Origin of the sequence: Bacillus sp. FSL K6-3431, from assembly GCF_038002605.1 — a bacterium.
In the GTDB taxonomy this organism is placed as follows: Bacteria; Bacillota; Bacilli; order Bacillales; family Bacillaceae_C; genus Lederbergia.
Genome location: NZ_JBBOCT010000001.1, coordinates 369,258 through 393,260, shown reverse-complemented (window position 1 = coordinate 393,260; position 24,003 = coordinate 369,258). Strand labels below are relative to the sequence as shown.

The 24,003-nt window shown below is 36.3% G+C and carries 30 protein-coding genes and 1 pseudogene; 4 read left to right on the top strand and 27 right to left on the bottom strand.

What is annotated here, in order from left to right; genetic code table 11:
* Positions 1-20 precede the first annotated feature (20 nt).
* Together MHB53_RS01940 and MHB53_RS01935 are read left to right on the top strand one after the other, a co-directional pair.
* Positions 21-500, top strand: a complete 480-nt coding sequence (locus MHB53_RS01940) for a hypothetical protein (RefSeq protein ID WP_340915406.1) — start codon at positions 21-23, stop codon at positions 498-500.
* Positions 501-909: 409 nt separating this feature from the next.
* Positions 910-2,169, top strand: a complete 1,260-nt coding sequence (locus MHB53_RS01935; protein ID WP_340915404.1) for an MFS transporter — start codon at positions 910-912, stop codon at positions 2,167-2,169.
* A gap of 81 nt (positions 2,170-2,250) precedes the next feature.
* Here MHB53_RS01935 and panF read toward each other — a convergent pair whose 3' ends face one another.
* From panF to MHB53_RS01900, 7 genes are all read right to left on the bottom strand, one after another.
* The gene (panF, locus tag MHB53_RS01930) at positions 2,251-3,690 is read right to left on the bottom strand and encodes a sodium/pantothenate symporter (protein ID WP_340915401.1); all 1,440 of its coding nucleotides are present in this window, start codon (positions 3,688-3,690) and stop codon (positions 2,251-2,253) included.
* On the bottom strand, positions 3,687-3,968 hold the full coding sequence (locus tag MHB53_RS01925; RefSeq protein WP_340915400.1) for a YhdT family protein: 282 nt from the start codon (positions 3,966-3,968) through the stop codon (positions 3,687-3,689). Before MHB53_RS01925 ends, panF begins: the two co-directional genes overlap by 4 nt.
* A gap of 130 nt (positions 3,969-4,098) precedes the next feature.
* Positions 4,099-4,311 (bottom strand): hypothetical protein, encoded by a 213-nt coding sequence (locus MHB53_RS01920; protein ID WP_340915399.1) that lies wholly within the window; start codon positions 4,309-4,311, stop codon positions 4,099-4,101.
* Positions 4,312-4,357: 46 nt separating this feature from the next.
* Positions 4,358-4,597, bottom strand: coding sequence for a hypothetical protein (locus tag MHB53_RS01915; protein ID WP_340915397.1), 240 nt, complete (start codon positions 4,595-4,597; stop codon positions 4,358-4,360).
* 103 nt (positions 4,598-4,700) lie between these two features.
* Positions 4,701-5,414 (bottom strand): class I SAM-dependent methyltransferase, encoded by a 714-nt coding sequence (locus MHB53_RS01910; RefSeq protein ID WP_340915396.1) that lies wholly within the window; start codon positions 5,412-5,414, stop codon positions 4,701-4,703.
* A 403-nt stretch (positions 5,415-5,817) separates the two neighbouring features.
* Positions 5,818-6,384 carry an NADPH-dependent FMN reductase gene (locus MHB53_RS01905; RefSeq protein WP_340915394.1) on the bottom strand — a complete coding sequence of 189 codons (567 nt, stop codon included), beginning with the start codon at positions 6,382-6,384 and terminating at the stop codon, positions 5,818-5,820.
* 11 nt (positions 6,385-6,395) lie between these two features.
* A complete protein-coding gene (locus MHB53_RS01900) occupies positions 6,396-7,454 on the bottom strand; it encodes an LLM class flavin-dependent oxidoreductase (protein ID WP_340915392.1) in 1,059 nt (352 codons plus the stop codon).
* 574 nt (positions 7,455-8,028) lie between these two features.
* Between MHB53_RS01900 and MHB53_RS01895 the strand changes: the two genes are divergently transcribed.
* Positions 8,029-8,805, top strand: coding sequence for a DUF2268 domain-containing protein (locus MHB53_RS01895; protein ID WP_340915390.1), 777 nt, complete (start codon positions 8,029-8,031; stop codon positions 8,803-8,805).
* Positions 8,806-8,976: 171 nt separating this feature from the next.
* On the opposite strand, the gene MHB53_RS01890 is transcribed toward MHB53_RS01895, so the two are convergent.
* From MHB53_RS01890 to MHB53_RS01830, 13 genes are all read right to left on the bottom strand, one after another.
* Positions 8,977-9,222, bottom strand: a complete 246-nt coding sequence (locus MHB53_RS01890) for a hypothetical protein (protein ID WP_340915389.1) — start codon at positions 9,220-9,222, stop codon at positions 8,977-8,979.
* Between the two features lie 751 nt (positions 9,223-9,973).
* Positions 9,974-11,095 (bottom strand): phosphotransferase, encoded by a 1,122-nt coding sequence (locus tag MHB53_RS01885; RefSeq protein ID WP_340915387.1) that lies wholly within the window; start codon positions 11,093-11,095, stop codon positions 9,974-9,976.
* A 99-nt stretch (positions 11,096-11,194) separates the two neighbouring features.
* On the bottom strand, positions 11,195-12,079 hold the full coding sequence (locus tag MHB53_RS01880) for a TIGR01777 family oxidoreductase (protein ID WP_340915385.1): 885 nt from the start codon (positions 12,077-12,079) through the stop codon (positions 11,195-11,197).
* Positions 12,080-12,121: 42 nt separating this feature from the next.
* Entirely contained in the window at positions 12,122-13,039 is a 918-nt protein-coding gene (locus tag MHB53_RS01875) for a nucleoside hydrolase (RefSeq protein ID WP_340915383.1), read from the bottom strand.
* An 88-nt stretch (positions 13,040-13,127) separates the two neighbouring features.
* Positions 13,128-14,141 carry a S66 family peptidase gene (locus tag MHB53_RS01870; RefSeq protein WP_340915381.1) on the bottom strand — a complete coding sequence of 338 codons (1,014 nt, stop codon included), beginning with the start codon at positions 14,139-14,141 and terminating at the stop codon, positions 13,128-13,130.
* A gap of 89 nt (positions 14,142-14,230) precedes the next feature.
* Positions 14,231-14,692 carry a GNAT family N-acetyltransferase gene (locus MHB53_RS01865; RefSeq protein ID WP_340915379.1) on the bottom strand — a complete coding sequence of 154 codons (462 nt, stop codon included), beginning with the start codon at positions 14,690-14,692 and terminating at the stop codon, positions 14,231-14,233.
* Positions 14,693-14,765: 73 nt separating this feature from the next.
* Positions 14,766-15,635, bottom strand: coding sequence for a serine/threonine protein kinase (locus MHB53_RS01860; RefSeq protein WP_340915377.1), 870 nt, complete (start codon positions 15,633-15,635; stop codon positions 14,766-14,768).
* 404 nt (positions 15,636-16,039) lie between these two features.
* On the bottom strand, positions 16,040-16,726 hold the full coding sequence (locus MHB53_RS01855) for a hypothetical protein (RefSeq protein ID WP_340915375.1): 687 nt from the start codon (positions 16,724-16,726) through the stop codon (positions 16,040-16,042).
* Positions 16,727-16,749: 23 nt separating this feature from the next.
* Positions 16,750-16,914, bottom strand: a complete 165-nt coding sequence (locus MHB53_RS01850; RefSeq protein WP_340915373.1) for a DUF4362 domain-containing protein — start codon at positions 16,912-16,914, stop codon at positions 16,750-16,752.
* A 381-nt stretch (positions 16,915-17,295) separates the two neighbouring features.
* The gene (locus MHB53_RS01845) at positions 17,296-18,114 is read right to left on the bottom strand and encodes a GNAT family N-acetyltransferase (protein ID WP_340915371.1); all 819 of its coding nucleotides are present in this window, start codon (positions 18,112-18,114) and stop codon (positions 17,296-17,298) included.
* Complete coding sequence (locus MHB53_RS01840) at positions 18,115-18,363, bottom strand: hypothetical protein (RefSeq protein ID WP_340915369.1); 249 nt, start codon at positions 18,361-18,363, stop codon at positions 18,115-18,117.
* A 242-nt stretch (positions 18,364-18,605) separates the two neighbouring features.
* Positions 18,606-18,734 (bottom strand): hypothetical protein, encoded by a 129-nt coding sequence (locus MHB53_RS01835; RefSeq protein WP_340915368.1) that lies wholly within the window; start codon positions 18,732-18,734, stop codon positions 18,606-18,608.
* Positions 18,735-18,769: 35 nt separating this feature from the next.
* Positions 18,770-19,384 carry a transglutaminase-like domain-containing protein gene (locus MHB53_RS01830; protein WP_340924409.1) on the bottom strand — a complete coding sequence of 205 codons (615 nt, stop codon included), beginning with the start codon at positions 19,382-19,384 and terminating at the stop codon, positions 18,770-18,772.
* Between the two features lie 539 nt (positions 19,385-19,923).
* Between MHB53_RS01830 and MHB53_RS01825 the strand changes: the two are divergent.
* Positions 19,924-20,111, top strand: a pseudogene (locus MHB53_RS01825) (IS1595 family transposase); the annotation flags it as partial.
* A 77-nt stretch (positions 20,112-20,188) separates the two neighbouring features.
* On the opposite strand, the gene MHB53_RS01820 reads toward MHB53_RS01825, so the two are convergent.
* The 7 genes from MHB53_RS01820 to MHB53_RS01790 form a co-directional block, all read right to left on the bottom strand.
* A complete protein-coding gene (locus MHB53_RS01820; RefSeq protein WP_340915366.1) occupies positions 20,189-20,740 on the bottom strand; it encodes an NADPH-dependent FMN reductase in 552 nt (183 codons plus the stop codon).
* Between the two features lie 135 nt (positions 20,741-20,875).
* Positions 20,876-21,736, bottom strand: a complete 861-nt coding sequence (locus MHB53_RS01815) for an SDR family oxidoreductase (protein ID WP_340915365.1) — start codon at positions 21,734-21,736, stop codon at positions 20,876-20,878.
* 71 nt (positions 21,737-21,807) lie between these two features.
* On the bottom strand, positions 21,808-22,155 hold the full coding sequence (locus MHB53_RS01810) for a DoxX family protein (protein WP_340915363.1): 348 nt from the start codon (positions 22,153-22,155) through the stop codon (positions 21,808-21,810).
* A gap of 65 nt (positions 22,156-22,220) precedes the next feature.
* On the bottom strand, positions 22,221-23,267 hold the full coding sequence (locus MHB53_RS01805) for an LLM class flavin-dependent oxidoreductase (RefSeq protein ID WP_340915362.1): 1,047 nt from the start codon (positions 23,265-23,267) through the stop codon (positions 22,221-22,223).
* Positions 23,268-23,278: 11 nt separating this feature from the next.
* Complete coding sequence (locus MHB53_RS01800; protein WP_340915361.1) at positions 23,279-23,500, bottom strand: hypothetical protein; 222 nt, start codon at positions 23,498-23,500, stop codon at positions 23,279-23,281.
* A complete protein-coding gene (locus MHB53_RS01795) occupies positions 23,497-23,697 on the bottom strand; it encodes a hypothetical protein (protein ID WP_340915360.1) in 201 nt (66 codons plus the stop codon). Before MHB53_RS01795 ends, MHB53_RS01800 begins: the two co-directional genes overlap by 4 nt.
* A 98-nt stretch (positions 23,698-23,795) precedes the next feature.
* On the bottom strand, positions 23,796-23,924 hold the full coding sequence (locus tag MHB53_RS01790) for an NAD(P)H-binding protein (protein ID WP_340915359.1): 129 nt from the start codon (positions 23,922-23,924) through the stop codon (positions 23,796-23,798).
* Positions 23,925-24,003 lie beyond the last annotated feature (79 nt).

Genomic DNA, 24,003 nt, shown 5'->3' with positions numbered 1-24,003 from the left:
ATTTAATGGGGAGGCCTAATTTGTTTACATTTAATGATACAATCACATTTGTATTCGCCTTTTTCATTACCTTACCTATCGTTGCTCTCATTCATTCCTTAGGCCATCTATTCTTTGCAAGTATTTTCGGCGGTCAAATTAAATTAGTTTTAGGTAGAGGGAAACGTATATTCTCTCGCGGTATTTTTGAATTACGACTACTTTATTTTTTCGACTCCAAATGCCATTATCGGAAATTAAAAATAAACAATAAGTTAAGTCATTGTCTTGTTCATGCAGGTGGAATAATCTTTAATATCCTGGCCATTGTATTGGTGAACACATCTATCTTTATTGGGCTTATTCCAAAGCATATATTCTTTTACCAATTTGTGTATTTTTCTGTTTATTATATTTTCTTTGCCCTTCTTCCTATTCAATATGGAGAAAATCACTATAGTGATGGAAAAGCAATAATTTCAATAATCCGAACGGGTAAACCACCCGATTTATTTGATTAAAGCTTTTTCATTGGCAAAAGCTTTTCAATCATGTCGCGCGCGTTGCATCTGCAAGTTCGGGAGCTATTACGATACTTTCAATCGCACTATAGTTTTTACGATCATGAAAAAATACACGATGTAGGCCTGCAATTATCATTCCTGGATTAGGACAAGCTTTTAATATAAGCTTTGTACCTTGCTCTACCTCACCCTCCTCTAAACTCTAGCGCATGTTTATTAAGTGACGCTGTTTGAATAGACCTTTTTCTTATGTTTACCCATACCCATGGCTTATTAATTGCGGTCTACCAATATTAATAGATGTTTTTAACATATGAATCCTCCTTATAAGGAAATCAAAAAATGATTAGATTAAAAAAGAATAAATAGTCCATATTAATATTATAACGTGTGAAGGGAAATAGCCATGGAACAAAACCATCATGAAGAAACTTCTGGAAATGGAATATCCGAAAAAAAGTGGGCCATCCTTTCAATCGCATCTATCCCGCTGATTATGACACTAGGGAATTCCATGCTCATACCAATTTTACCTCAATTAGAAAAGAAACTAGATATTACCAAACTGCAATCAAGCTATATTATCACCGTTTATTCCATTGTAGCAATTTTGCTTATTCCAATTGCGGGTTATCTTTCAGATAAGTTTGGAAGAAAAATCGTAATAGTCCCATCATTGATCATTACTGGCATTGGGGGAATTGTAGCGGGATGGGCATCTTGGCAATTGGACTCTGCCTTTATGTGGATCATCCTCGGACGAATTTTACAAGGTATTGGTGCTGCCGGAGCATTCCCAATCGTCCTCCCTCTCGTTGGGGATTTATTCAAGAATGATAAGGACGTAAGCGCATCTTTAGGTTTGATTGAGACTTCGAATACTTTTGGAAAGGTATTAAGTCCTATTTTAGGTTCATTACTAGCTGGCGTTATTTGGTTTCTACCTTTTCTCTCTATTCCTGTCTTTAGTCTCATTTCTTTGGTTTTAATCTTAATCTTTGTAAAAAAACCGAAAAACGACAAACACGAGTTATCTTTTGGTAGGTTTGTTAAAAATACGAAAGAAATATTTAAAGAACATCGAAAATGGCTTATTGCTGTGTTTATAATCGGGGCGATATTAATGTTTATTTTGTTTGGATTGCTTTTTTATTTATCATCCATCTTAGAAGATAAATATGGATATGATGGTATAAAGAAAGGATTTTTATTAGCGATACCATTGGCAGCTTTATGTATCGCTTCTTTTACTGCCGGGAAAGTGATTAAGGACAGTTTAAGCAGAATGAAATGGATTACCTTTTTTGGGATAATCTTAGCAGGGACTGCTGTTGCAGTAACATTGATATCTGATCAGTTTATTTATTTAATAATCGTTTTATCTTTCTGCGGGATCGGCATAGGCGCAGCACTACCATGCTTAGATTCTATTTTGACACAGAGTATTGAAAAGGAAATGCGAGGTACAATCTCTTCTATATTTAGTTCCATGCGCTTTGCAGGTGTCGCTGCAGGTCCACCGATTATCGCGCTATTAATGAAAGGGAAAAATATTGATATGATTCTTCTGCTCGTTGGTCTTAGCATTATCGGAGCTGTACTTGCACTGATAGCAATTAAACCTGAAAAAGAAAAAGAGGCCGTCAAAATAAAGCCAGCTTTGTAATAAGCCATTTTTTTCGATGTTTAACTTTAGAACGGCCCACAGGACACGACAAAGCGATCTCCTGCGGGCCTAATCAATTTGTCAATATGTAAACTTTTTATGCTTTGCTGTTGTTGATAACGACACAATGACAAAAACGATTAGAGAAATGAAGACAGGTAGTACGACAGTATGCATACCGAATGCATCTGGATGCCATAAATGAATTAATATATATGATGTCATCCCTGCTATCATCGAGCTAATAGCCCCATATTTATTACTCTTTCGCCAATATAACCCAAGCACTATCGGCCAAATAAAAACAGCTTCCAACCCACCAAAGGAAAATAAATTCAACCAAATGAGTAATTCAGGCGGGTGAATCGCTAACAGAAAGACAGCTAGCCCAATTAAAGCAGTTGTCCAAAAACTAATCCATTTTATTTTAGATATTTCCGCTTTTGGATTTATATATCCAACATATAAATCTTTCACTATGGCTGAAGCAACAAGCAAAAGTAGTGAATCGACAGTGGACATGATTGCGGCCATGGGCGCGGCCAAAACGATCCCAGCTGCCCATGGTGGCAAGATAGAAAGCGCTAAAGTGGGCATCACTGTATCCGGCACAGTAATACCTGGGATGATCACTCTCGCAAACACTCCAGCAAGGTGCATACCGAGCATAATGATACCAATAACGATCGTACCAATGATAATCGCCCTATGCATCGACCGGGCATTTTTATAAGACATCGCCCTGACGGCAACTTGTGGAAGTCCCACCACTCCTACACCGACAAGAATCCAAAACGACGATATGTATAATGGCGTTAAGCTCCGATCAGAACCATACGGACTTAATAAATTTGGGTTCTCTGTTCTGAGCTCGGTCATAATATTATCAATGCCCCCACCTGCTATAATCGCTGCAATTACAAGTATGATCGTTCCTGCAAGCATAATTACCCCTTGGATACTGTCTGTGATCGCTACAGCACGAAACCCACCGATAATTACGTAAACCATAACGGAAACAGCAAAAATGAACAAAGCCGTAGTATAGGAAACCCCAACAACAGATTCGATCAGCCTTGCTCCCCCTACCCATTGCGCCGTCATTGCTGAAAAAAGAAAAATAATAATACTAATGGCCGAGATGATACTCACCCAATGGGAGTTATATCTGCTTTTCAAAAAATCAGTTAAAGTTACTGCTTCATATTTTCTAGCTATAATAGCGAATTTCTTTCCGAGGATCATTAAGAGAAAGTATCCAGAGACAACTTGAGTCATCGCTAATAAAACCCACGCAAGACCGTAATGATAGGCTGCTCCCGGACCACCAAGAAAACTGCTAGCACTTCCATATGTTGCGATCATAGTCATCGCCAATACAAATCCGCCTAGCTGTCTACTACCGAGAAAATATTCCTGTAAAAACGAATCTGACGTCTTTACATATTTTGCTGCATATATACCTGCAATAAAAATGATGATAAGAAAAAACAGTAATGGAAGAATGACTTGAATATTCACTTTGTCTCACCTTCCCCATCATCAAACGGTATATCCTTAAATAAAAACTTTACAGCCACGGAAACAAGAATTACCATGAATACAAATCCTAAAACACAGCTATAAAAGAACCATGCTGGCAATCCGAATACGTACGAGTACTCTTCAACTGGTTTTTTTCCTAACCCATATGCGAATCCATACCACCAGAGAAAATGAATGACAACTAAACCAATACCAATCCACGCTTCTTTATGTGCTATTTTATAACGCCAGTCCATCTTTTTTCTTCCAACCATTCAAGAACTTCTCCTTTACCTATTAAGCTAATCCTAACATTATATAGAAACGAGTGATTTCGCACAATACAAAAGAAAAGTGAGCGGTTTTTACTTTCGCACACCTTTCTGTATATTTCATAATCCTGTTTTATTTTATTCTTTCTTCGATCGTATCTGTCGGGAAGTAGTCCATATCGTATTCATTTGTTTCCTTTTCCAAACGGTTCATACTGATTGTTCCCACTTCAACATACTCAATCGTTAGCAACTCCCAGCCTTCACGGTCTAGTAATTCATCAGACGCTTGGCTGTATCTCGTTATTGCTAAATTTTCATTAGACAGTAATTCTTGTGAAACCAATTTCGAAAACTACTTTTATTTCGCCGTTTTCTATAGATACACTAACTTATTTATCGTCCTCACCCATACCAGAAAAAGTAAGCATTTCTTCAACTTCTGCTACGTCTATTGGTGATTTTTCCTCAATTGGTCCTTCTTCTGGATTGTCTTCGATTGATTCTATGTCATTCACTTCTGTTCCTTCAATCAACTCATTTGTTTCTTCGCCTTTTTCTTTCGGTTCTTTCGCATTACATGCAACCAACAAGAGTAAAGCTGTTAGTAACATAAATAATAATCTTTTCATGTGATAATTCCCGTCAAACTTATTGAAGGGAATGATGGTTGATCTGAAAACAAATTTCAACAAAATGCTACCGCACAAACTACTGAGCGCATTTTAACATCAGTCAAATACAACATCTGAAAAGTCGAAAACCTATTATACCTTTATATACTGTAGTGAAGTTCTCGTGCTTTTCAAGAATTTCAAATAATTTATCATCCATATTTTCCGAAACTGAAAAATCAGTAGCATTTTGCACATCATTTTCTTCCAAATGTAGGTTAAATTCCTCTACAATAACTTGTTTAAAACTGGATTTTTTGAAAAGATCTTCCCATTCCTTGTCAGTTAGCAATTGAGTAACCCCATAAAAATCAACGATTGGTTTTAATTCTTTTTTAGAAAGTGATTTTTCAAGAACCATTTCAATCGCAAGCAACACACCATTCGGCTTTAATACTCTATTAAATTCAGGAATAGTTAAGCTGACATCTGTAAAAGACATAACTGATTCTGATAGTATCATATCAAATACCATCTTATCGAAAGGAAGAATTTCAGTGCTCCCTTCCTTAACTTCAATCGGCAAATGTAAGGATGAAAATCTTTTTCTAGCTTTATCCAACATGATTTTGTTACAATCTAGGGCAGTAACTTGACATCGGTACTGTTCTGCTATATATGCAGAGGTTTGCCCTGTTCCACACCCCGCATCAAGAATTGACTTTGTTTCATCTATTTTTTCCCTTGATAAGAGTTCCTTTGTTAGCTGAAGGCCCCCAGGATGTGCACCGCCAACTCCAAATGCTGCCAAACAATCAAGATAAGTATAATTCAAATCAAGTCCCATCCTTTTTAGAAAATGTAGATTATTTTATGATAATGGGACTAATTGGTTCACGATAGGGTTATGACATATGATAAATCTGTTTATCAGTACCTAAAGGCTTTCTTTCAGCTTTTCAGTTCGGTCACAAATTTTACAGCATTTATCCCTTTCCCTGATTATGGAATGGGATATCTTTGTTTTGGGACAATAGAATAATTAATTGCGAAGTGCTTTTATGTAAAAGGTCAACATACTACAATTTGCATAATTGAGTATAATGTTCAAATTTAAAATAAACCACAATATACAAGCGCTACGTAATGTCTTGTATATTGTGGTTTATTCAGTTATTATTGCTTTTTTCATTAAAGAATTAGTTGAAAAGAATGTGTATTTCTTTGCTCCATTAGAATCAGAAATCGTATTTTGCTTCTTTGTCTTCTCGAAGTTTTGTATACGTATCTGTTAACAAAACAGTATCTTCAACTAGACGTTCCATTCTAAAGAGAACATCATCATTTACAATTTCCTTACGATTAAAATCTTTCTCTTCGATAAATACATAGGTCTGAACAATTTGCCCTTTCATATAAGCCAAAATTGGCTTCAACTGTTGTTCTGCTACTAAAAAATGTTTAGATGAACCTGCTGTTACAAGTATGCTTACCACTTTATCGCGAAAAGCATGAACTGGTAATAAATCGAAAATGTTTTTTAATGTGCCTGGAATGGAAGCCTGAAAAATAGGTGTTCCTATCAAAATGGCATCTGCTTCCATCATCTGTTTTGTCACAAAACCAGTATCGCCGTCATATTCCAAGTAATTGCGCCCATCACTAAACTGAACATTATGTTCTGCCAAGTCGATAAGTGTATATTCTGCTTCTGGATATTTCTCAGAGATTTCCTTAGATACGTAGTTCATCGCTGTTTTTGTTTTAGAACCGACAACTGAGCCGGATATTCCTACGATTTTCATATTATTTGCTCCTATTTTTTTACTGTATACTTTTTAATAGCAGGTAAAATGTCTGTACCGATTATCTCGATGTTTTTCGCTAATTTTTCAAATGGCACTCCACCGAAATCCATTTGTGCGAGATAACGTTGATGACCAAATAGCTCGTGCTGATATAGTATTTTTTCAATGATTTCCTGTGGGCTGCCGACATTTATCACACTACGTTTATCTGCCGCCTGTGCGAATGCTTGTTTTGGAAAGCCTTGTCCATTTGTTAACTTCATTCCTTCATTAATATAAGGATACATTTCCCTCATTGCCTCTTGTGTTGTTTCAGCTGCATAGAAGAATCCTGTTGTTCCAACCGGTAGTGTGGCTGGGTCAAAAGAATTATCCTTGGCAGCCTCTCTGTAAGCATCAATCGTATTCTTAAAGATACTAGCGGGACCTCCTAATGTTGCTAGCATCATTGGAACACCAGCATAACCAGCTTTCATGGCACTAGCAGGGGTTCCACCAACTGCACGCCAAATTGGGAGTGATCCATTCATAGGTCTGGGTAAAAGTTTAGCGTTCCTTAAAGGCTCACGGAAATTCCCTCTCCAATTAACTACTTCTTTTTCATTGAGCTTAAGCAATAAATCAAATTTTTCTTCAAACAACGCTTCATAGTCCTGGACTTTATAGCCTAATAAATCAAAAAGTCCTATTCGAGATGCGCGACCAGCAACGATTTCAGCCCGACCTTCAGAAATCAAGTCGATAGTCGCAAAATCTTCGAACACTCGAACGGGGTCTGACGTACTGATAATCGTAGAAGAACTTGAGATTTTTATTTTTTCTGTCGCTTGAGCGATGGCTGCTAAAACAACAGAATGTGCCTGAGTTGCAAAATATGCTTGATGACTTTCCCCTACACTAAAAACGTCAATATCAGCTTGTTCAGCCAACTTAGCCAATTCAATAATTTCATGAATCCGTTGTTTTTCTGAGATACGTTCTCCAGTGTAGGGATTTGGGATATGGTCCCCTAATGTATAAAGGCCAAATTCTAGCCCCATATTTTGGTCGATTCTATATTTTTTCATATTATTCACCTTTCTATATATAACGTTGCTTTCTTTTTCAACTTACACTATTATTACATATTAATTTCATCATAATAAGTACGTACTTTTAAGTGGCATAGTATACAAAAAGATACTGTAGAGAAAATAATGATCAAAATGGAACAAGAATATGTCGTGCTGAAGATACTTTAAGTAAAGGTGAAAAGTGGTAACCAATAATATTATTGCACTAATCAAAGAATGGTACTCAAGGGTTCAGTGAACTAAAACAAAGTGTGGCTGGAATCACGGAATAGATGCTGACAAAGCTATATTAACTTCAACTGCTTGTCCTTCAGGAATTAGTCCAACAACAGCGCTTGGCCAACCTCCTTTTTTTCAGTATTTTTCATACTTTTATAGACGCCTTTTGCTTGCGCCTTAGTAAGATAGTAAAATGTGATTTCTAACAACTGAAGCTGACTTAGCTTTATGGACTCCGATATTAGTCATTGCAGGCGCTGAATTGATGTTATATGACCTAAATGTCGGAACGTTTATATGATAGGTACATATTGTATTTAAAAGATAATGTATAGTTAGGAGTACTGATATGGGTGTAATTAGAACAGATAAATGGTTACTCGATTCATATCATAAACCAATTGAAATATGTGAAAAGTTAAAAGGGCACTTCGATGGTGCTCTTGCCGCCGAAATCTATGATTACTTAATTTTGCATGGAATGTATCAACCTATCAGAAATGGAAGCAAAGTAGTAGAAGCGTTTCAAAAAAATACAGTATGGAAAATTGTACAAGAGGAACAACTTCGACTTCAAAAAGTGTGGGATGGACCAAATATTCCTATCTTTATTTTTCCATCCGATAAGAACAACAGAAAATTAAAACAGGACTTTAACGGAAAATCAGGGTTGGCTTTCAAGGATAAACTATTTTTATTTATTGCAGAGAATAACACAGAAAAGGAAATAAGGGCGTTGTTTACACATGAGTATAACCATGTTTGTCGGTTATCCAAGTTTCAAAAAAAGGAAAAGGACTATGTATTGCTGGACACAATCATTTTAGAAGGATTAGCTGAAAATGCGGTACGTGAAAGATTGGGCGAGGAACTTTTAGCTACTTGGACATCGTATTATTCCAATGAAAAGCTAGGGCAAATGTGGAATAACTTAGTTTTCCCAAATAGAAGTGTTAAAAAAAGTAATTCCAAACATCAAAACATATTGTATGGATTACGTTTTTATCCGAAAATGTTAGGCTATAGTGTTGGATATTACTTGGTTAAGAATTATATGGAAGCTAATAACAAAACGAGTAAGGATCTATTAAACATCAAAACAGAAACAATTGCTAAAATAATGTGAAGCTACTTTAAAACAGAAATAAACAGACGAAAGACGCTCGTCTGTTGTTTATTGAATCAAAAATTAGATATACATCTTCTCCCACAGCTTATTTCATTAACGTTAGAGCTGATCACATTTCAAGGTATTTGCGGTAACTCTTTATAATTCTTGCGACATAATCCCCATTAACTACCAAAAGAATAAAGATAGTACAGCTAATGAAGTAATGAATCCAAGCGCGATTCCAGCGCCCCAGCCCCAACCTCCATAACCAAAACCGCCTAGATTTCTAGAACGCCCTAATGGTTGAAGATAAACTCTGTTGTTATTAACACGGTGAATGATTCCCCTATGCATTCTTCCATCCTGAGTTCTGATTTCAACAGCTCTACCCATATGCCTTTGACATAATCCATGATAATGTCCAGCTGACATGCTTACACCTCCATTTACTTATAAAACATATGACATTATATGTTTTGAAATATATAACGTAATGGACAAGTGCAATAGGGTATTAGTGGAAACTTTCGATCTTAGATTTGATTTATGACATCTTTTATGGAGTCACCTTAAGTAAGTAGTGCTCACTTTAAAATTTCAGACCAAACAGATACTGACATATTTGGTATATGTAATGTGTTATTATGGCAATAAAGGTGCCTAAAAAATCAGCAGGGTAGGCCACCTTATCCCCTGCTTTATATTTGTTAAATTCCCTATTTCGGTTTGCTTTCAGTCTGATATAATAAAAGATGCTTTTTTATCATTATTTGAAATTCACTTGAAACTTATCCGGACTTGGGCTCATATGAAATATACCTATTATTAAAACAGTCGGTTTTTTCACATGTATTTTCCGTCTACTTCCATTATATAAAACGGGCTAATTGTGATAGGTGAATCATTAGAATAGCAGGAGTATGCAGTAACCTTCCGACAGTTCTTGATCAAGTTTTGTAGGTTCAGGCACAATTGATTTAGTTGAATCAGTTATTTTCGAGCAAAAATCGTAAATTCCCTGGATATTTTCTTTGTTCCAACTACGATGTTCATCAAAACTATTGAAAGTTAAACACAGCTGTGTTAACCGAATTAATAATCTCCCTGAACTATTTTATTGCTTTATACAGTGAGAACCGTCTCTTTTGTTCCTATATGGGGTGATCAATGTAGATATTTCCAATCAACCTTCCAAACGCCGTATACCGCGCTCAATTCTTTGCAAAACAGCTTCAGCTGAAGCCAATTTACCGTCCAAACTAGAATCTCCAACCATGGAACTTTTTCCCGATAGAATTGAACCAAGAACAGGCCCCGCTAAAACATGCGCTGGTCTAAGACAAAATGCAAGTTCATATCCAGCCACTATTTCTTCATATTCTACGGTCAATCCCGAATCTTCCTTTAATCCAGTCCAAAGAGCGTGCAAAAGTGCTTCATCATCTAAATTTGGATCCCACATTTGAAATAACAAGGCTACGGTTTGGCTTAAATCTGCACCAGGCGTACCTTGACCAACATAAGACCAATCTATTAATACAGTTTTTCCGGAATAGCGTCCTAAATTAGGGGGCCAAATATCATGATGAAGAAGTGTTTGTGGCAAAGCTTCCAGCTTAGGATAGATTAATTCCTTAGCCTTGCTTAGCTGCATTAACGCTTTGCATCTTTTTTCTGTAAATACCTTAGAAATTTGCTCAGCCTGAGAATGCAATGCAATGGATTGGCAATTCTGGGCAATCCTGTCTACCCACAACCCATCGTACATTGCTTGAGCGCGATGTCTAAGGAATGGCATGTTTCTCAGCTCATCTTCTCTTCCCCACCACATGCTATGCAATTCTGATATATCTCGAACCATCTCTACCAGGATTGCTGGTGTTATTTCTATGTTAAAAGCTTTCTCACCAAGGTCCTCCATCCATACCCAGTATTGCTTCAAATCTGGCTTTACAATAAGTTGGTATGCTTTGGGGATATATAGTTTTTTGTTAATATTCTTAAATAGGTTATTCTTGTAACACTCTGCTTCCCGACGTGCAAATACAGGGTCTAATGATTGAGTATGAATCTCTCGAGATTCTTTTAAAATAATGGAATCCGGAGCAATATTGGACCCGTGCGTTGAAAATATTAGTCTAAATCGATGAATAGAGCCTCCTCCATGGGAGCTTCCATCAACAGATTCCCTTTTGAATGCAACAACTTCAGCATCCTCATAGCCTGATACTCTCAGTAGATAGGTAAGGTATTTACAATCAATTGCTTCAACTGAAATGATATTTTCCAATACAAGCTCTGACATTAAAATCGCTCCCTTATTTAGTGATGCATTCGTTTTTTAAATTTGAGTCAGATTTTATAGATGAATAGTTTGATAGAGGTTACCCGAATAATCTGGCTGCTATAAAATCTGTTGCAGTGCTTTATCGATTCTATCAAATTTAAAAGTATATCCTTCATTAATTAATCGTTCTGGAATAACCCAACGACTTTTTAAGATTAACTCAGTTTCTGTCTTGATAAAAAAGGACCCTACCTCTAACATCCATTTCGATGCTGGTAGTCCAAAATTTCTATTTAACGTTTTTCGGAGGGTTTCCATTAATTCACGATTTGTAATCGGATTTGGTGCGGAACAATTGACTACTCCGCTTATTTCCTCTTTTTCTTTTATAAAAAGTATAATGTTATATAAATCCTCGACATGAATCCAGCTAAATTTTTGCCGCCCAGATCCTTGAACACCGCCTAGACCATATTTCACTAAGTTTTTATATGGGGTCATTACACCACCATTTTCCCCTAACACTATCGCAATTCTTAAGGCAACTTGACGCGTTTTGGGCAATGGAAATGCAAAAAAGGCTTGCTCCCATTTTTTTGCAACTTCAACAGAAAAGCCAAAGCCAATTTCCCCTGTTTCTTCTGTCATTGGTCTATCTTCTGCATGTCTGTATATGGTGGCTGTACTTGAATTTATCCATAAGCGCGGCGGATTCTTACATTCACCAATTGCATTTCCGAGTATATTGGTGGTCTCAGTCCTAGAATTTATAATTTCCTCTTTATTACGAGAATTGTAGCGACAATTTACTGATTTTCCTGCAAGATTAATTAACATATCAGAGTTTTCCAATGCATTAACAATCTCTTGTTTATTATTCCATGTGATATGTGGAGTTTGTCTGGATATGACCTTCACTTCATAACCTAATTCTCTAAATTGCCCCTCTAAATACTTACCAATAAAACCAGTACCGCCAGCAATGACTACTTTCATGTTCATATGAAACAACTCATTTCTAATAATAATTATGTCTTTAAAGACCTACCGATTCCTTTCTAGCTTTTTAAAGAAATCTCGAAAGATTAAATCGCGGTCTACATGGTGTGCATATCTAATAAAGTGTCGCGAAGCATCGAAACTATATGTTAGTTGGTCAGTTAAAATGGGACTATGCACAAGCTGGCTTGGGACGGATTGACTATTTACAAGATAGGCAATCGCGGAAATATCCCAAATCACTTTTGAATAAGCAAAATGATCATCGTTGTATTCTTCGAATCGCTTTGCTAGGAAATTTCCAATTGCTCCTTTCCCTTTTACAAAATGTTGCATTTCTGCAAGTGTAGTATGGAGATGGGAGGTTACCCCCATACATGGTATTAAAACTAAAGGAACACCACAGTTTAATATAAGTTGTGATGATAATACATCCTGCTGCAAATTAAACTCTTTTGTATCAGGCCAATGAAAGGCATGTCCACCCAACCAGACAACAACAATTTTTTCAATAATCCTCGGTTCCATTAAAATAGCTGAAGCGATATTCGTTATCGCACCTATCGCGACAACATACAAAGGTTCATCATCAGGCGCAGCCATCGCTCTTTCCACTAAATCCAGTGCTGCTTCACTAGGAATAGGCTCATTCATGTTGCGTAAAAACTTCCTTGAGCCTTTGAATACAAAATTATTAGATGTATTATTGATGCGTTGTAAAACCCTCAAAATCTCCTCGTAACTTTTTTCCATTCCATCTTCCGGACTTGCAGAATTGTTATTATAAAATGGAGCAGCATAAAGGGCTTCAACATCTAATTTCTCCTGGGAAAAAAGGGCATACACAATCGCGAATTGATCATCAATTTCATTAAAAGTATCGGTATCAAGCACCATTCTTACTTTTGATGTTGGTGTGGTTAATTTTTTAAGCAAAGTAGCTTGTTCTATTTTTGGGAACATTGTATTCTCACTTCCTTTAATTATAAAATAAACTTCAATGGTTCTTTTAATCTAATAAGTAAGTAATAGCTACACCAATATCCAGTTACTACCTGAAACATTGTAAAATTATTCCTTTACCATCCTCTACTTGAATTTCAGCGTATGTTCCATTTATGAAGGTAATTTGTGGTGGGACATGACCACAATCAATGTCATAAATAATTGGAATTTGTAATTCATCTGAAAGTTCTTTATAAACATCTTCAATTGTGTAATTATCTACAGGCGTATTTGCAGCACTGCGACCAAACAGAATACCCGAACAATGCTGGAACCAACCTGCTAACTTCATTTGTACTAAAGATCTTTTTAAATCCGTCGTTGTTAACTCGCAATTCTCTAAATACCATAATACTGGTTCTCCGTTGGTGAATTGCTTTCTAAAGGTTCGAACATCACCGTAAGGTGTACCAATTAAATGTCTGATTACATCTATACATCCACCAAGCAAACGACCTTGTACATTTACCTTTTTATTTACAACTGTTTCCCAATATGTTTGTTCTGTTAAATGAAATACACATGGAGAGGGGTTATCATGTTGCCATTTTTTCTGGTATTGATTTGATGAATATTGAAGCACAGATTCTCCAGTTTTTGTTGATAGTACGGTTCTCCACATTGCTGTAGTGTTGTCTGAATACTCTCCTCTTAAATCGATGAAATTTGTTCCGTGGGCAGTAGCCATTCCAGTCTTTAAAGTGATTGCCAATAGCAATACACTTGTATCCGAGTAACCTAATACCCACTTTTTCTTCATATTGTGAAAGTCAATTTCTTCAAGTATCTCAATTAGAAGTTCTCCTCCCCAAGGAGGAATGATTATATCAATCTTATCATCACTCATCATGTCATTAAACTCAGCTGCTCGGTTTTTAGCTGCTGATGATTTTGCCTTGTCTTGAGTCCAGACAGTATTGCCAAAAATAATACGAAATCCTTTCGATTTCAAACGATCACAAGAAAGTTTAAGCAAATCATGTAATTCAACTTCAACACCTGACGAGGGCGCTGTAACTCCTATTGTTGCTTCTTTTTCTAAAAAAGGATATGTAATCATACTGCTTTATGCTCCTTTAACTTTTAAATAGTTCTCATAATGTTATGAATGGAAAACTAAAACTGGGCCTTTCCAATTTTCATTTTGCATTATCTCCTCTTGTATGTGGAAGTACCTGTATATTCATTTATAACATTCTTCCAAAATACATTTGCAGTTTTATTGGAAATTGTTTGTTTAATTTCCCAACCCCCTCTAAACTGATTGAATATAGAAAATGCAACTTTTTTCCCTATACCTTTACGCCTAAACTTTCGGATAATAAAGAAGTCACTTATAACGTTTGTTTTATCTGACGTACTTAGTTTTGTAAATTCTTTAGGGAGATCAAGACTAACCAATACGAAACCTGCAATTTCCCCATCAATTTTCACAATAAATGGACGCCGATATTCATCCGTCCATTGGTGGTCTAGAAACTTATATAAATATAATCCGTGTTGATTTAGAACGTGATCATCAAATTCACTGCTATCATAACGATATAGTTGAATCAAATGATATAAAATTGTTTTATCTTCATATGAAACAAGTGATAATTCAATGTACATATTAAATTCCTCTCATATTCAATTTGGTAGTTGCTTTTATTAACCTACCAAGTAACTACTGATAAAGGTAAAATTACTTATTTAATACCAAATGCCATTCTCGAACAAATTCTTCAACAGATGAAAATCGATTCTTTCTATCTTTTTGGACAGCTTTCATTGCTACTTCATACAGATCACTTCTGGCATCCCACTTTTTTATTGAATGGTCAAGTTCTCCGCCCAATAACCCAAATGCAATGGAGCCCAAGTTGAACACATTAGTTACCCCATCAATATCAGCACCTAGTTCGAATTCCTCTGGCGACATAAATCGTGAAGATCCCCACATTCTGCCCATTTGATTCTTAAATGGTTTTCTCTTATATAAATCAATATCACAAATCTTTGTACGGCTATTATTAAAATCATATAAAATACTTCCATCATAGAAATCAACCGCAACATAATTCTTCTTCTCTACATGAACATGGAAATCAAAAATATTTTTCAATGAATCTAATCGCTGTTCTATTAGCAATTGTTTATAGCGAAAATACGGGGAATCTGGATGATTATATTTATGTGGAGGCGGGAATGACCAATGTGGGTGTAGACATTCTCCATCAAACCAATCAAAAACAGCAACAAATCCATCCTCAACCTCAAAATGATTATTTAAATTTACCAAGATTGGATGATTTAGATCCTCATATACGGGAATAGATTCTTTTAATCTATTGATAGCATCTTCTGGCTTTCCTGAATATTCGATTGTCTGTGCCCCTGCATATTTCACAAATTGATTTATACCATTTTTTTCAATGCCGAAGCTAATATTACCCGAATCCTGTTTGTCAAACACACAAAATACTTCGCCAAGATTTCTAAGCCATTCAAAATTGTGCATCTCTTTTAATTGGAATGATATGCTATCTAAACTAATAATTTGTGATTGCTTCATCAGTACCTCCAAGTTCATTAATACCTAATATGTAACGTATTCGCTTAACAATTCAAAATACCCTCTTCCTCAAAAATCTTTTTGGATGAGGGTTAATTTTTCTTGTAATAGCCAGCTGGTGTTCAGTAAGCGCTTTAATAATTCGTTAAAAATGATAAACAGAATTGGTTGAAACTTTTGCTAACTTTTCAAGAAGAAAAGTGCGTTTAAGTTCTCTTCAATGTATTCAAGTACTTTATTGATTTGTTTTTGCTGTTCTTATCCGTACATAACCTAAGAACCCCTTATACGATTCTTTGTAATACGACTTTTACTTACACTACTAAGCTACATAAAAAAAGTAGCTAGTGTTATTCTAATTGCTTAATTTCTTACACTATAGCCCTGCCTGGCATAGAGCCTTCTTAAGGTCCTTCTATAGTTGCTCGGATATTATCTCCTACATTGAACTCCTCTGAATTAACACCTTCTAATTCGATAAAGTCAATATTATACGCATTCAGATCCATCTGTTGTATTTCATCCTTTATCAATTCGTAACTAAACTTATTCAAGTCTTCCCCAATTAATAGCGTGTTGTCATTCCGTTTTAGCACATAACCTTGAACAGTGACCTCTTGGTTTTCAGTTTGTTTCTGTTCGGATTGTTCGATGATATATTTTACAATCTTAGTAAACTTCACGCCATCGATGCTCCGATCACAAGCATTCCAGCGATATTCGCGGTGAGCGCCATTAATATATACCTTTAGAGAATAATTCACTGCGTCCTTAGCATCACAAGTAGTAACGAGGTCTTTTTCAGCTAAGTAATTGGCAAAAACTAAACATATATATATCTCTTGCTTCACAGCCGATGCCATGACATAGTCATTTGTTAACTGTGTTTCGGTGGCACTAACTTCTTTTTTTATGGTGTTTGTTTGCGTATTTATTTCGTTTTCTATGTTTACTCCATAATCCAATTTGAACTCAAAGCTATCCTGTTGACCCATGTTGTAGCTGATTTGTAAAATTTCATCCATCCCGAAGTGAGCATCGTTACAGTCGATCGCTATATAGGAGGTATTCGTAGGATTTACTTCTTTCATCCTATAGCTACAGCTTTTGGTACTTATTTCTCCACTTCCATAGTTGTCCGCGTGGTGTCCAGTTTCACCTCCAGAGATTCTCCGTTATAAGTTAAATCGGTTACTATTGGATCCCCTTCAATCGTGTAGTGGACAATTCGTAAATCAGCGGGGACAACATTCTGTATGTCTTCATAAAATTTCTGCATTCTTTCCAATCCTTCAATGCTTCCATGGGCATTTACGACATCAACATTTTTCACGCCCTTCACGAAAGGTTTTAAGCTATTCTTAACTGTTGATTGCGGTTTTCCAGTTGTATAAGGGTTATTATTATCGCTTACTGGTGTAATTACAGGCAGCAAGCAAAACGATAGACGTGACAAGGAGAATAACGTAAGTAATTCTTTCCATCATATTTCACATCCATTCTTATACATGATAAGAATCGTTAAATAAGGTGCTGGCATACACATATATAGTGATCATTCTCCAAAGCTACCTTTAGTGGTGTTTTTGATAATCTAAATTTGAGCCACTTTTTACGATTTGATCACATAAAAATGAGCCTCCTATCCTATGATAGAAACTCACCAAACTTCCTTACCCCATATTGCCTTTGTATAAGCTATTCTCATACCGACTCTTTCCATATTATTTTGACTACTGGAACCAAATTTTGCTTGTCCGACAATTAAGTCGCACTTTTTCATGTATGCTTGATAGATGCGCTGCTTAATTAAAGCAGTTTGAATTCCTTTGTTTCTTAAGGTTGGAACAGTTGCAGCCGCAGCAAGAGTAGCTACACGGTTTTTAATATACATAACTCCTATTCCTGCAGGTTCGTTATCTATAAAAGCAAGATAAAAAGTCCAATGTTTATTGTTAAAAAGTATTTCGTTATTTTGTGCTACGCCACTTTTCAAGAATGCTGGCATCTGAAAACCTTTCGTGTATATATCAGCAAAAGTATCAAATTCATTTCCTTTTATCTCACGAATGTAAATTTGAGGGTTCATTAATGGTTCATTTAATTCTAATTGAACTGGCTTAAAAAGCGTAGTATGGAAATCAACTTGATTAAATCCTAACTTATTTAGATATGCAAGTAGGTCTGAAGAAGCGTATGCTGGAGTTAAATCAAATAGCACAGGGATATTCCTTCCGTTGTAAAATTCTAACATCTTCTCCAAATAGATTTGATCGCCTTCTTTTAAACCTATAACCTTATTAAATGCGGGACCTGGGATATTTTTAACTAAAAACGCAGTTGCATTTCCGAACTTTTGAATTTCTACTCCCATTGGATTTCCATCAATCTCCCTTATTGCAGTTAGCTTAGAGTTTAAAGTATCAATTTCTGATCGTTCCAACATTTCACCCAATGCCTTATTTATAACAAGTGTCATTCAATCACTCCCTAAATAATCCTTATGGAAATATTCGACAATATCAACTATTTTTCCTTCTTGCTCTGTTTTAAACAGCAATCTTGACTGTAATAACCAAATTATCTCCACGGTTATAAAAGCAGTCACTCCTATCTTAATAACAAATTCACCACCAGTTTTATTTCCAGAAGTAAATTTTGTATTACGTTCTTTGAAAACTAAATTCCAATCCTGTTGGATTATCCGATAAGGATGCCGAAACGACAAACTTATAACTCATATGGCCTGTTGTTACCCCACCGCTTTCTTTCCTGAAATCGTATGAGTCATTAATTTCCAGGTGAAAAAAGTGATGATGCATATCATGATCATTAAGGGCTCATCCCAATCAATATATAGATGTATAATGCTAGCATTTGAATATTGCCCTATAAAGGGTACTGTGTACAAGGTTCCTTTATTTTAAAATGACTTAAATACCGGTATATGCTTTTTGAATTCATCCGGTTCTACCATTGGTTTAAAAAATTCGTCATTTTCCATTGTTGAAAAAAGCGAATGTAAATATTCCTCGTAAAATCCCAATTTGGCTGCCCATTTCGCTTTTGCGTGATCAGACGAAACACATTGTTTATCATCGGATCTACCTCCACTCCTTTTGAAATCGTACTCGTTAGTGAAAAATCTGCAAACTATCTGGCAAGTGATGTTTATACATTTCTAATACATCCGTATGATCTTCTAAAACAGCTATTGTTTTGGGGTGTGGCTTATAATAGATAACCGGGTAGTCCTTTTCATCTAATTGTTCGTTTATAGGAAATGCTAATTTTTCCTCTCCAATTGAAAATTGGGCATCAATTCCTTGTTTATTTCCACGAGCATCTAACCTTATCCATTTATCTAGTGACTTAAAGTAAACAGCATTTAAAGCGTGAATAGAATACCCTTTTTTGGGCGTGTCAAATAACATTAATCGTTGATAACAGAAACCTGTTGGAATTCCCTGTAATCGTAATAAAGATGTGAATAAATTTACTTTTGCATAACAAATCCCCTCTTTATGCGCCAATACTTCGGATGCTTTACAAGTAACGCGGTTACTTTGAATATCCCAAGAGTGAGATATTTCATCACGAATAAATTGAAAAGCAATTTTTGCTTTTTCAAGGTCTGTTTGAGAAGGGTCGAAAAGTTCATCCACTTTAGCTACAATTAGAGGATTAGAATAATTAACCTCTTTTAATTCAAGTAAATAATCATCCAATTTATCAGACTCACAAATCATATTCAATTACGTCACTCCCATTAATTTGTATGAATATGTGCTTAAAGGTATTAGATTTTTTTGCAATGCAAAATAGTTCAGCAAAATCAGTAACGATGGTTTTGTTAGGATTTTTTGCTAAGTCATATCTAATTTTCTCTAATCCTTCTTCATAGTCTATATCATTTATTAGAGTTAGCACGGAAATATCCCTGTTTTCAGCATGATCTAAATAGTCGGCTACCTTTATTTCTTTGAGGCTGGATGTTACAGATTTCTATGGACTGATATGAAAAAAGGGGAATGCTTGATTTGATGGCGTTTGTGAGGAATTTCCTTCTATGAACTTCTACAGATTTTTATGATTTTTAAAGTCAGATTACATTCACCATGGTAAATTACATTCAATTTACATTCACTAAGGACGAATTACATTCACTTTTAAACCCTTGATACATATGGCGCTTTTAGCTGTATAAAGACAAGAAAGTCTAAACCAAACTTTATGCAGAAGATGTTATGAGTATCAAGTATACAATGCCAAAGAAAGTCCAGATCATCTCCATTTGCTACACACTGTTATTTCAAATGCTAAGGCATTTATTGGTGGAACATATCACGGACTCGGCTCAAAGCATCTTCAATCTTACAATTTAATCGAAGGAAATTTAAAGGTGAATGGTTCCATCGCTTAGGGGCACTATGTGCATCGACAAAAACAGTAAACTATTCTGAGCTAGTGGGATAATCATTAAAAAGAATATCAGATACCCTATTTGGTAGCATCTGATATTCGGGTTTTATTACATCTATCAATTCTCGTTATTATCTCAAAGTTTTCAATGCACCGCTCCAAGCGTTAACTTGGTCAAGCATTAAATTGACAGTAGGAAGATGAATGTCAGCTGGTTTAAGGGATGTAAAGTTATCAAAATCTGTGAATAAAGATAATGTGGGATGGCCCTTCACACCTGCTATTTGTAATTCACCAAAGATCCCTCTCAAATGCTCAGCTGCACGTGCTCCACCAGCTCCACCATAGCTAACCATACCTGCCGCTTTGTTACCCCAGGCTTCACGATTAGCAATATCCAGTGCGTTTTTTAATGCTCCAGAAATACTGTGATTGTATTCCTGTACTATAAATACGAATCCATCCAAGCTAAAAATTTTCTCAGTCCAAGCCGCAATTCCAGGGTCAGTTCCATCAGTTGTTCCTAAAAACGGTAATTGATAATCTGCAATATCAACAATTTCATAATTTGCATCTCCACGTTTGTCGGCAATTTCTTTTACCCATTCTCCAACATGAGGGCTAACTCGACCTTGACGAGTGCTTCCTAAGATAATTCCGATGTTTAGTTTTTCATTTGTCATGATTATTTCCTCCTTGGTCTATTAAAAAGAATTTTTTGAATTAGTTATACGATAATTTAATTGTGTTGGCTAACAATTTGGGCCAAAGCCTCTTTCATCACCGTGACTGGGCGTCTGATACAGCGGCATTCGTAATTATTTTAATAAAATTTGTAACACTTCTTTCACAGAAGTTGGTTTGCGACCTAGAAGCATTTCTAAATCAGAATGTGGAGCTTCTAATCCACCTTCACGAATTCCATTTTGAATCATCAATGTCATTGATACAAATTCTTCTGGCACGCCAGCCTCTTTTAGCATTTTTGCATGAGCTTCAGAATCTACAGCTAATAAAGGAATTTCTTTACCTGTAACCTCATTAACTGCATCAACGAATTGTTGTTGTGTTAAGTTTTCACCTGCTAATTCGTATGCTTTATTATCGTGTCCATCACCTGCTAACACATTGGCAGTGGCATCACCTAAATCTGGACGGTAGACCCAAGCTACCTTCCCTTCTCCTGCTGATGTAACCCAAGGTGTGCTATTTAAGCATTGTTGAATGGTACCTAATTCGTTTTCGACATACCAGTTGTTACGAACGAATACATATGGAATACCTGATTCCTTAATGATATTTTCACGTTCACGGTGAATACCAGCCAAAACAAACCCACTAACATCTGCACGTGGTGCACTTGAGTAAACCATCTGTGAAACATCATTCTCTTTTGCAGCTTCAACTGCATTGGTTTGTTGACGAATCGATGTTTCCACATCACCGAAGGTTGAAATCGTGAAGACACGATCCACACCCTTGAACGCTTCAACTAATGTTTCTTTTTTCTCAAAATCTGTTAAGCGAACTTCAATACCCTGTGCTTCATATGCCTTTGCTTTTTCTGATTGTGGATCACGTACACCAGCGATAATATCTGAAGTGGGTACTTTCTTCACTAAATTTCCAACGATATTTGACCCTAATTTTCCTGCTGCACCTGTAACTAATATTTTCATCTTCTTTTCCTCCAAAAATAGAATTTTATATTATATTTCCCTTTTAACCCATCTTGGTAAAAAAGAAATTTTTACGTTAAATAAAGATAAAATACAACAAACGATAGAATGGCTAAGAATAGAATCATAGCCGTGTCCTTAAAGGAATCCTTCACACGAATATGTGTAAGAATGCCACCTATACCTGTAATTGCAAGTAAAAGTGACCCTGCCAATGCCGAAGTTGAAGCCCAATATCCAACAATTAAAAGTATCGCCCCCATTAATTCTACAATCCCTGTTACAATTCTGAACCATTGTGGTAATCTCCAATGCTTAAATGCTTCCAGGTGCATTTTAGAACCCGTTACTTTCCCGAATCCCGCCATCAAAAACATGAAGGCAAGTATTCCTTGTAACACATAAGTTACTATTACCATAGTTCTACTCATCCCCTTCTTAGTTCTTTATTATCTTTCTAAAAACAAATTTTTATAGTTTTACGTTATTTAGATAAAGCTCTGCGTACGATTGGTGCTACTTTATTTGCCAGTAAATCTATGGCTTTTTCTACTTTGGCTAATGGCTGACCACCCATATCGAATTGTCCCATAAAGCGTGAATGTCCGAATAGTTCATGGTGATACAAGATTTTCTCAGCCAGTTCCTCTGCACTCCCGACAGCTAATATTTGTCCTGCCGCTCGCTGAGGCATCAACTGGTCTGCTGTTGTATAGAAGTGTGAAAGACCACGATCTTTTGAAAAGTAATTAGTGTATTGATTATAGTGTGGAAGAAATTCAACAACCGCCTGCTCACCTGTTTCGGCTATATAAGAATGCCCCGTCACCGAAACCCTTAACTTGGATAAATCATGACCTGCTTCACTTGCGGCTTGCCAGTATAATTCTGTTAGTGGTTTGACATTTTCTGGACGACCACCCAACAAGCCGAGTGCCATATTGATCCCAAGTCTGCCAGCACGAACTGCACTTGCAGGAGTACCTCCAACACCAATCCAAAGTGGAATTTTATTCTGTACAGGTCTAGGTGCAATCTGAGCATTTTGAAGAGGAGGACGGAAATTCCCATGCCAACTTACGACTTCCTGCTCCTGCAATTTCAAAAATAGCTTCAGCTTCTCTTCAAACAATTCATTGTAATCATTTAAACTTGCTCCAAAGAGAGAGAATGATTCTAAAAATGCCCCACGACCTAAAATAATTTCAGTGCGTCCGTTCGATAATAAATCAAGCGTTGCAAAATCTTCGTAAACACGAACTGGATCAGCTGTGCTAATAACGGATAGCGTGCTGGTTAGTTTAATATTTTCCGTCTCCCGTGCAATCGCTGCAAGTAGCATGGAGTAAGAAGATGTGACAAAATCCAGACGGTGATGTTCGCCAACACCAAATATATCAAGTCCTGCTTCATCTGCCATTTTTGCCATTTGGATAATCTCTTCTACTCTGGATTGAGCAGTTCGACTATACCCATTGGCATCAGGTATTCGTTCACCTAATGAATAAACTCCCAATTCAAATAGTTTCATTCCCTTGCCTCCTATTTGTTAAATACGATTGGCATTTTATGAATCCATTCGTCTTTCGTCGCAGCTTCCAGCATACATTTCGCTGCATTATAACGAGAAACACTCATCTTGCTTTTCCTATCTCCAAACGATATATCGTATCCAATGCCATCTGTTTTCACATTAGGATCAATGATACGCACAACCGTCCAATCAAGCTTAGCTGTTTTAAACAGCTTTTCTATCTCTTTCATCTCCCCGCGTAGCCAGTGGGCATGAATATCATAGGCATGAGACTCGGCAACACTGTAGCAAGCTGTTTAACGTCTACCTTTGCAGACATCGCAGGTGTTCCATTCGTAATGAACCTTTCCGGTCCGAATTCTTCCATAACAAAGATAATTGCTTTATGTGCTTCTGCTATAGGAAGGACTGAAACTTTTCGTTTCATTGACAACTAGGTCCTAGAGCGCTTAATACAGCATCATTTCCTGTGATTGCTTCTCTTAATTTTTCTCGGTCTGTTAAAGCCCCGACTACAACTTGCAATTATTCGTGTTCTATACTTAAAGCATTAGGTCTTCTCGTATAGGCTTTAACATCATATCCAGCTTGAAGTGCATGACTCACAAGAAGCTGACCAATTTGACCATTTGCTCCAAAAATCGTTATTCTCATTTTCCTCACTCCAACATCTTTTGTTTAACCAACATTTGTTGTATAGTTAATATATCAAGTTGGAAAATTTGAAGCAACC

Bases quoted from the DNA above. Each gene is read 5' to 3' on its own strand.
- MHB53_RS01850 (WP_340915373.1), bottom strand. From the start codon at position 16,914: ATGCAGAAATTTTATGAAGACATACAGAATGTTGTCCCCGCTGATTTA.
- MHB53_RS01915 (WP_340915397.1), bottom strand. From the start codon at position 4,597: ATGAAAAGATTATTATTTATGTTACTAACAGCTTTACTCTTGTTGGTT.
- MHB53_RS01895 (WP_340915390.1), top strand. From the start codon at position 8,029: ATGGGTGTAATTAGAACAGATAAATGGTTACTCGATTCATATCATAAA.
- MHB53_RS01905 (WP_340915394.1), bottom strand. From the start codon at position 6,384: ATGAAAATCGTAGGAATATCCGGCTCAGTTGTCGGTTCTAAAACAAAA.
- MHB53_RS01790 (WP_340915359.1), bottom strand. From the start codon at position 23,924: ATGAGAATAACGATTTTTGGAGCAAATGGTCAAATTGGTCAGCTTCTT.
- MHB53_RS01925 (WP_340915400.1), bottom strand. From the start codon at position 3,968: ATGGTTGGAAGAAAAAAGATGGACTGGCGTTATAAAATAGCACATAAA.
- MHB53_RS01860 (WP_340915377.1), bottom strand. From the start codon at position 15,635: ATGAAGCAATCACAAATTATTAGTTTAGATAGCATATCATTCCAATTA.
- MHB53_RS01835 (WP_340915368.1), bottom strand. From the start codon at position 18,734: ATGATAAACAATGTGTTTCGTCTGATCACGCAAAAGCGAAATGGGCAG.
- MHB53_RS01890 (WP_340915389.1), bottom strand. From the start codon at position 9,222: ATGTCAGCTGGACATTATCATGGATTATGTCAAAGGCATATGGGTAGA.
- MHB53_RS01865 (WP_340915379.1), bottom strand. From the start codon at position 14,692: ATGTACATTGAATTATCACTTGTTTCATATGAAGATAAAACAATTTTA.
- MHB53_RS01845 (WP_340915371.1), bottom strand. From the start codon at position 18,114: ATGACACTTGTTATAAATAAGGCATTGGGTGAAATGTTGGAACGATCA.
- MHB53_RS01795 (WP_340915360.1), bottom strand. From the start codon at position 23,697: ATGAAACGAAAAGTTTCAGTCCTTCCTATAGCAGAAGCACATAAAGCA.
- MHB53_RS01870 (WP_340915381.1), bottom strand. From the start codon at position 14,141: ATGATTACATATCCTTTTTTAGAAAAAGAAGCAACAATAGGAGTTACA.
- MHB53_RS01805 (WP_340915362.1), bottom strand. From the start codon at position 23,267: ATGAAACTATTTGAATTGGGAGTTTATTCATTAGGTGAACGAATACCT.
- MHB53_RS01800 (WP_340915361.1), bottom strand. From the start codon at position 23,500: ATGAAAGAGATAGAAAAGCTGTTTAAAACAGCTAAGCTTGATTGGACG.
- MHB53_RS01820 (WP_340915366.1), bottom strand. From the start codon at position 20,740: ATGACAAATGAAAAACTAAACATCGGAATTATCTTAGGAAGCACTCGT.
- MHB53_RS01900 (WP_340915392.1), bottom strand. From the start codon at position 7,454: ATGAAAAAATATAGAATCGACCAAAATATGGGGCTAGAATTTGGCCTT.
- MHB53_RS01875 (WP_340915383.1), bottom strand. From the start codon at position 13,039: ATGTTCCCAAAAATAGAACAAGCTACTTTGCTTAAAAAATTAACCACA.
- MHB53_RS01935 (WP_340915404.1), top strand. From the start codon at position 910: ATGGAACAAAACCATCATGAAGAAACTTCTGGAAATGGAATATCCGAA.
- MHB53_RS01880 (WP_340915385.1), bottom strand. From the start codon at position 12,079: ATGAACATGAAAGTAGTCATTGCTGGCGGTACTGGTTTTATTGGTAAG.
- MHB53_RS01810 (WP_340915363.1), bottom strand. From the start codon at position 22,155: ATGGTAATAGTAACTTATGTGTTACAAGGAATACTTGCCTTCATGTTT.
- MHB53_RS01815 (WP_340915365.1), bottom strand. From the start codon at position 21,736: ATGAAAATATTAGTTACAGGTGCAGCAGGAAAATTAGGGTCAAATATC.
- MHB53_RS01830 (WP_340924409.1), bottom strand. From the start codon at position 19,384: ATGATTTGTGAGTCTGATAAATTGGATGATTATTTACTTGAATTAAAA.
- MHB53_RS01855 (WP_340915375.1), bottom strand. From the start codon at position 16,726: ATGAAAGAAGTAAATCCTACGAATACCTCCTATATAGCGATCGACTGT.
- MHB53_RS01885 (WP_340915387.1), bottom strand. From the start codon at position 11,095: ATGTCAGAGCTTGTATTGGAAAATATCATTTCAGTTGAAGCAATTGAT.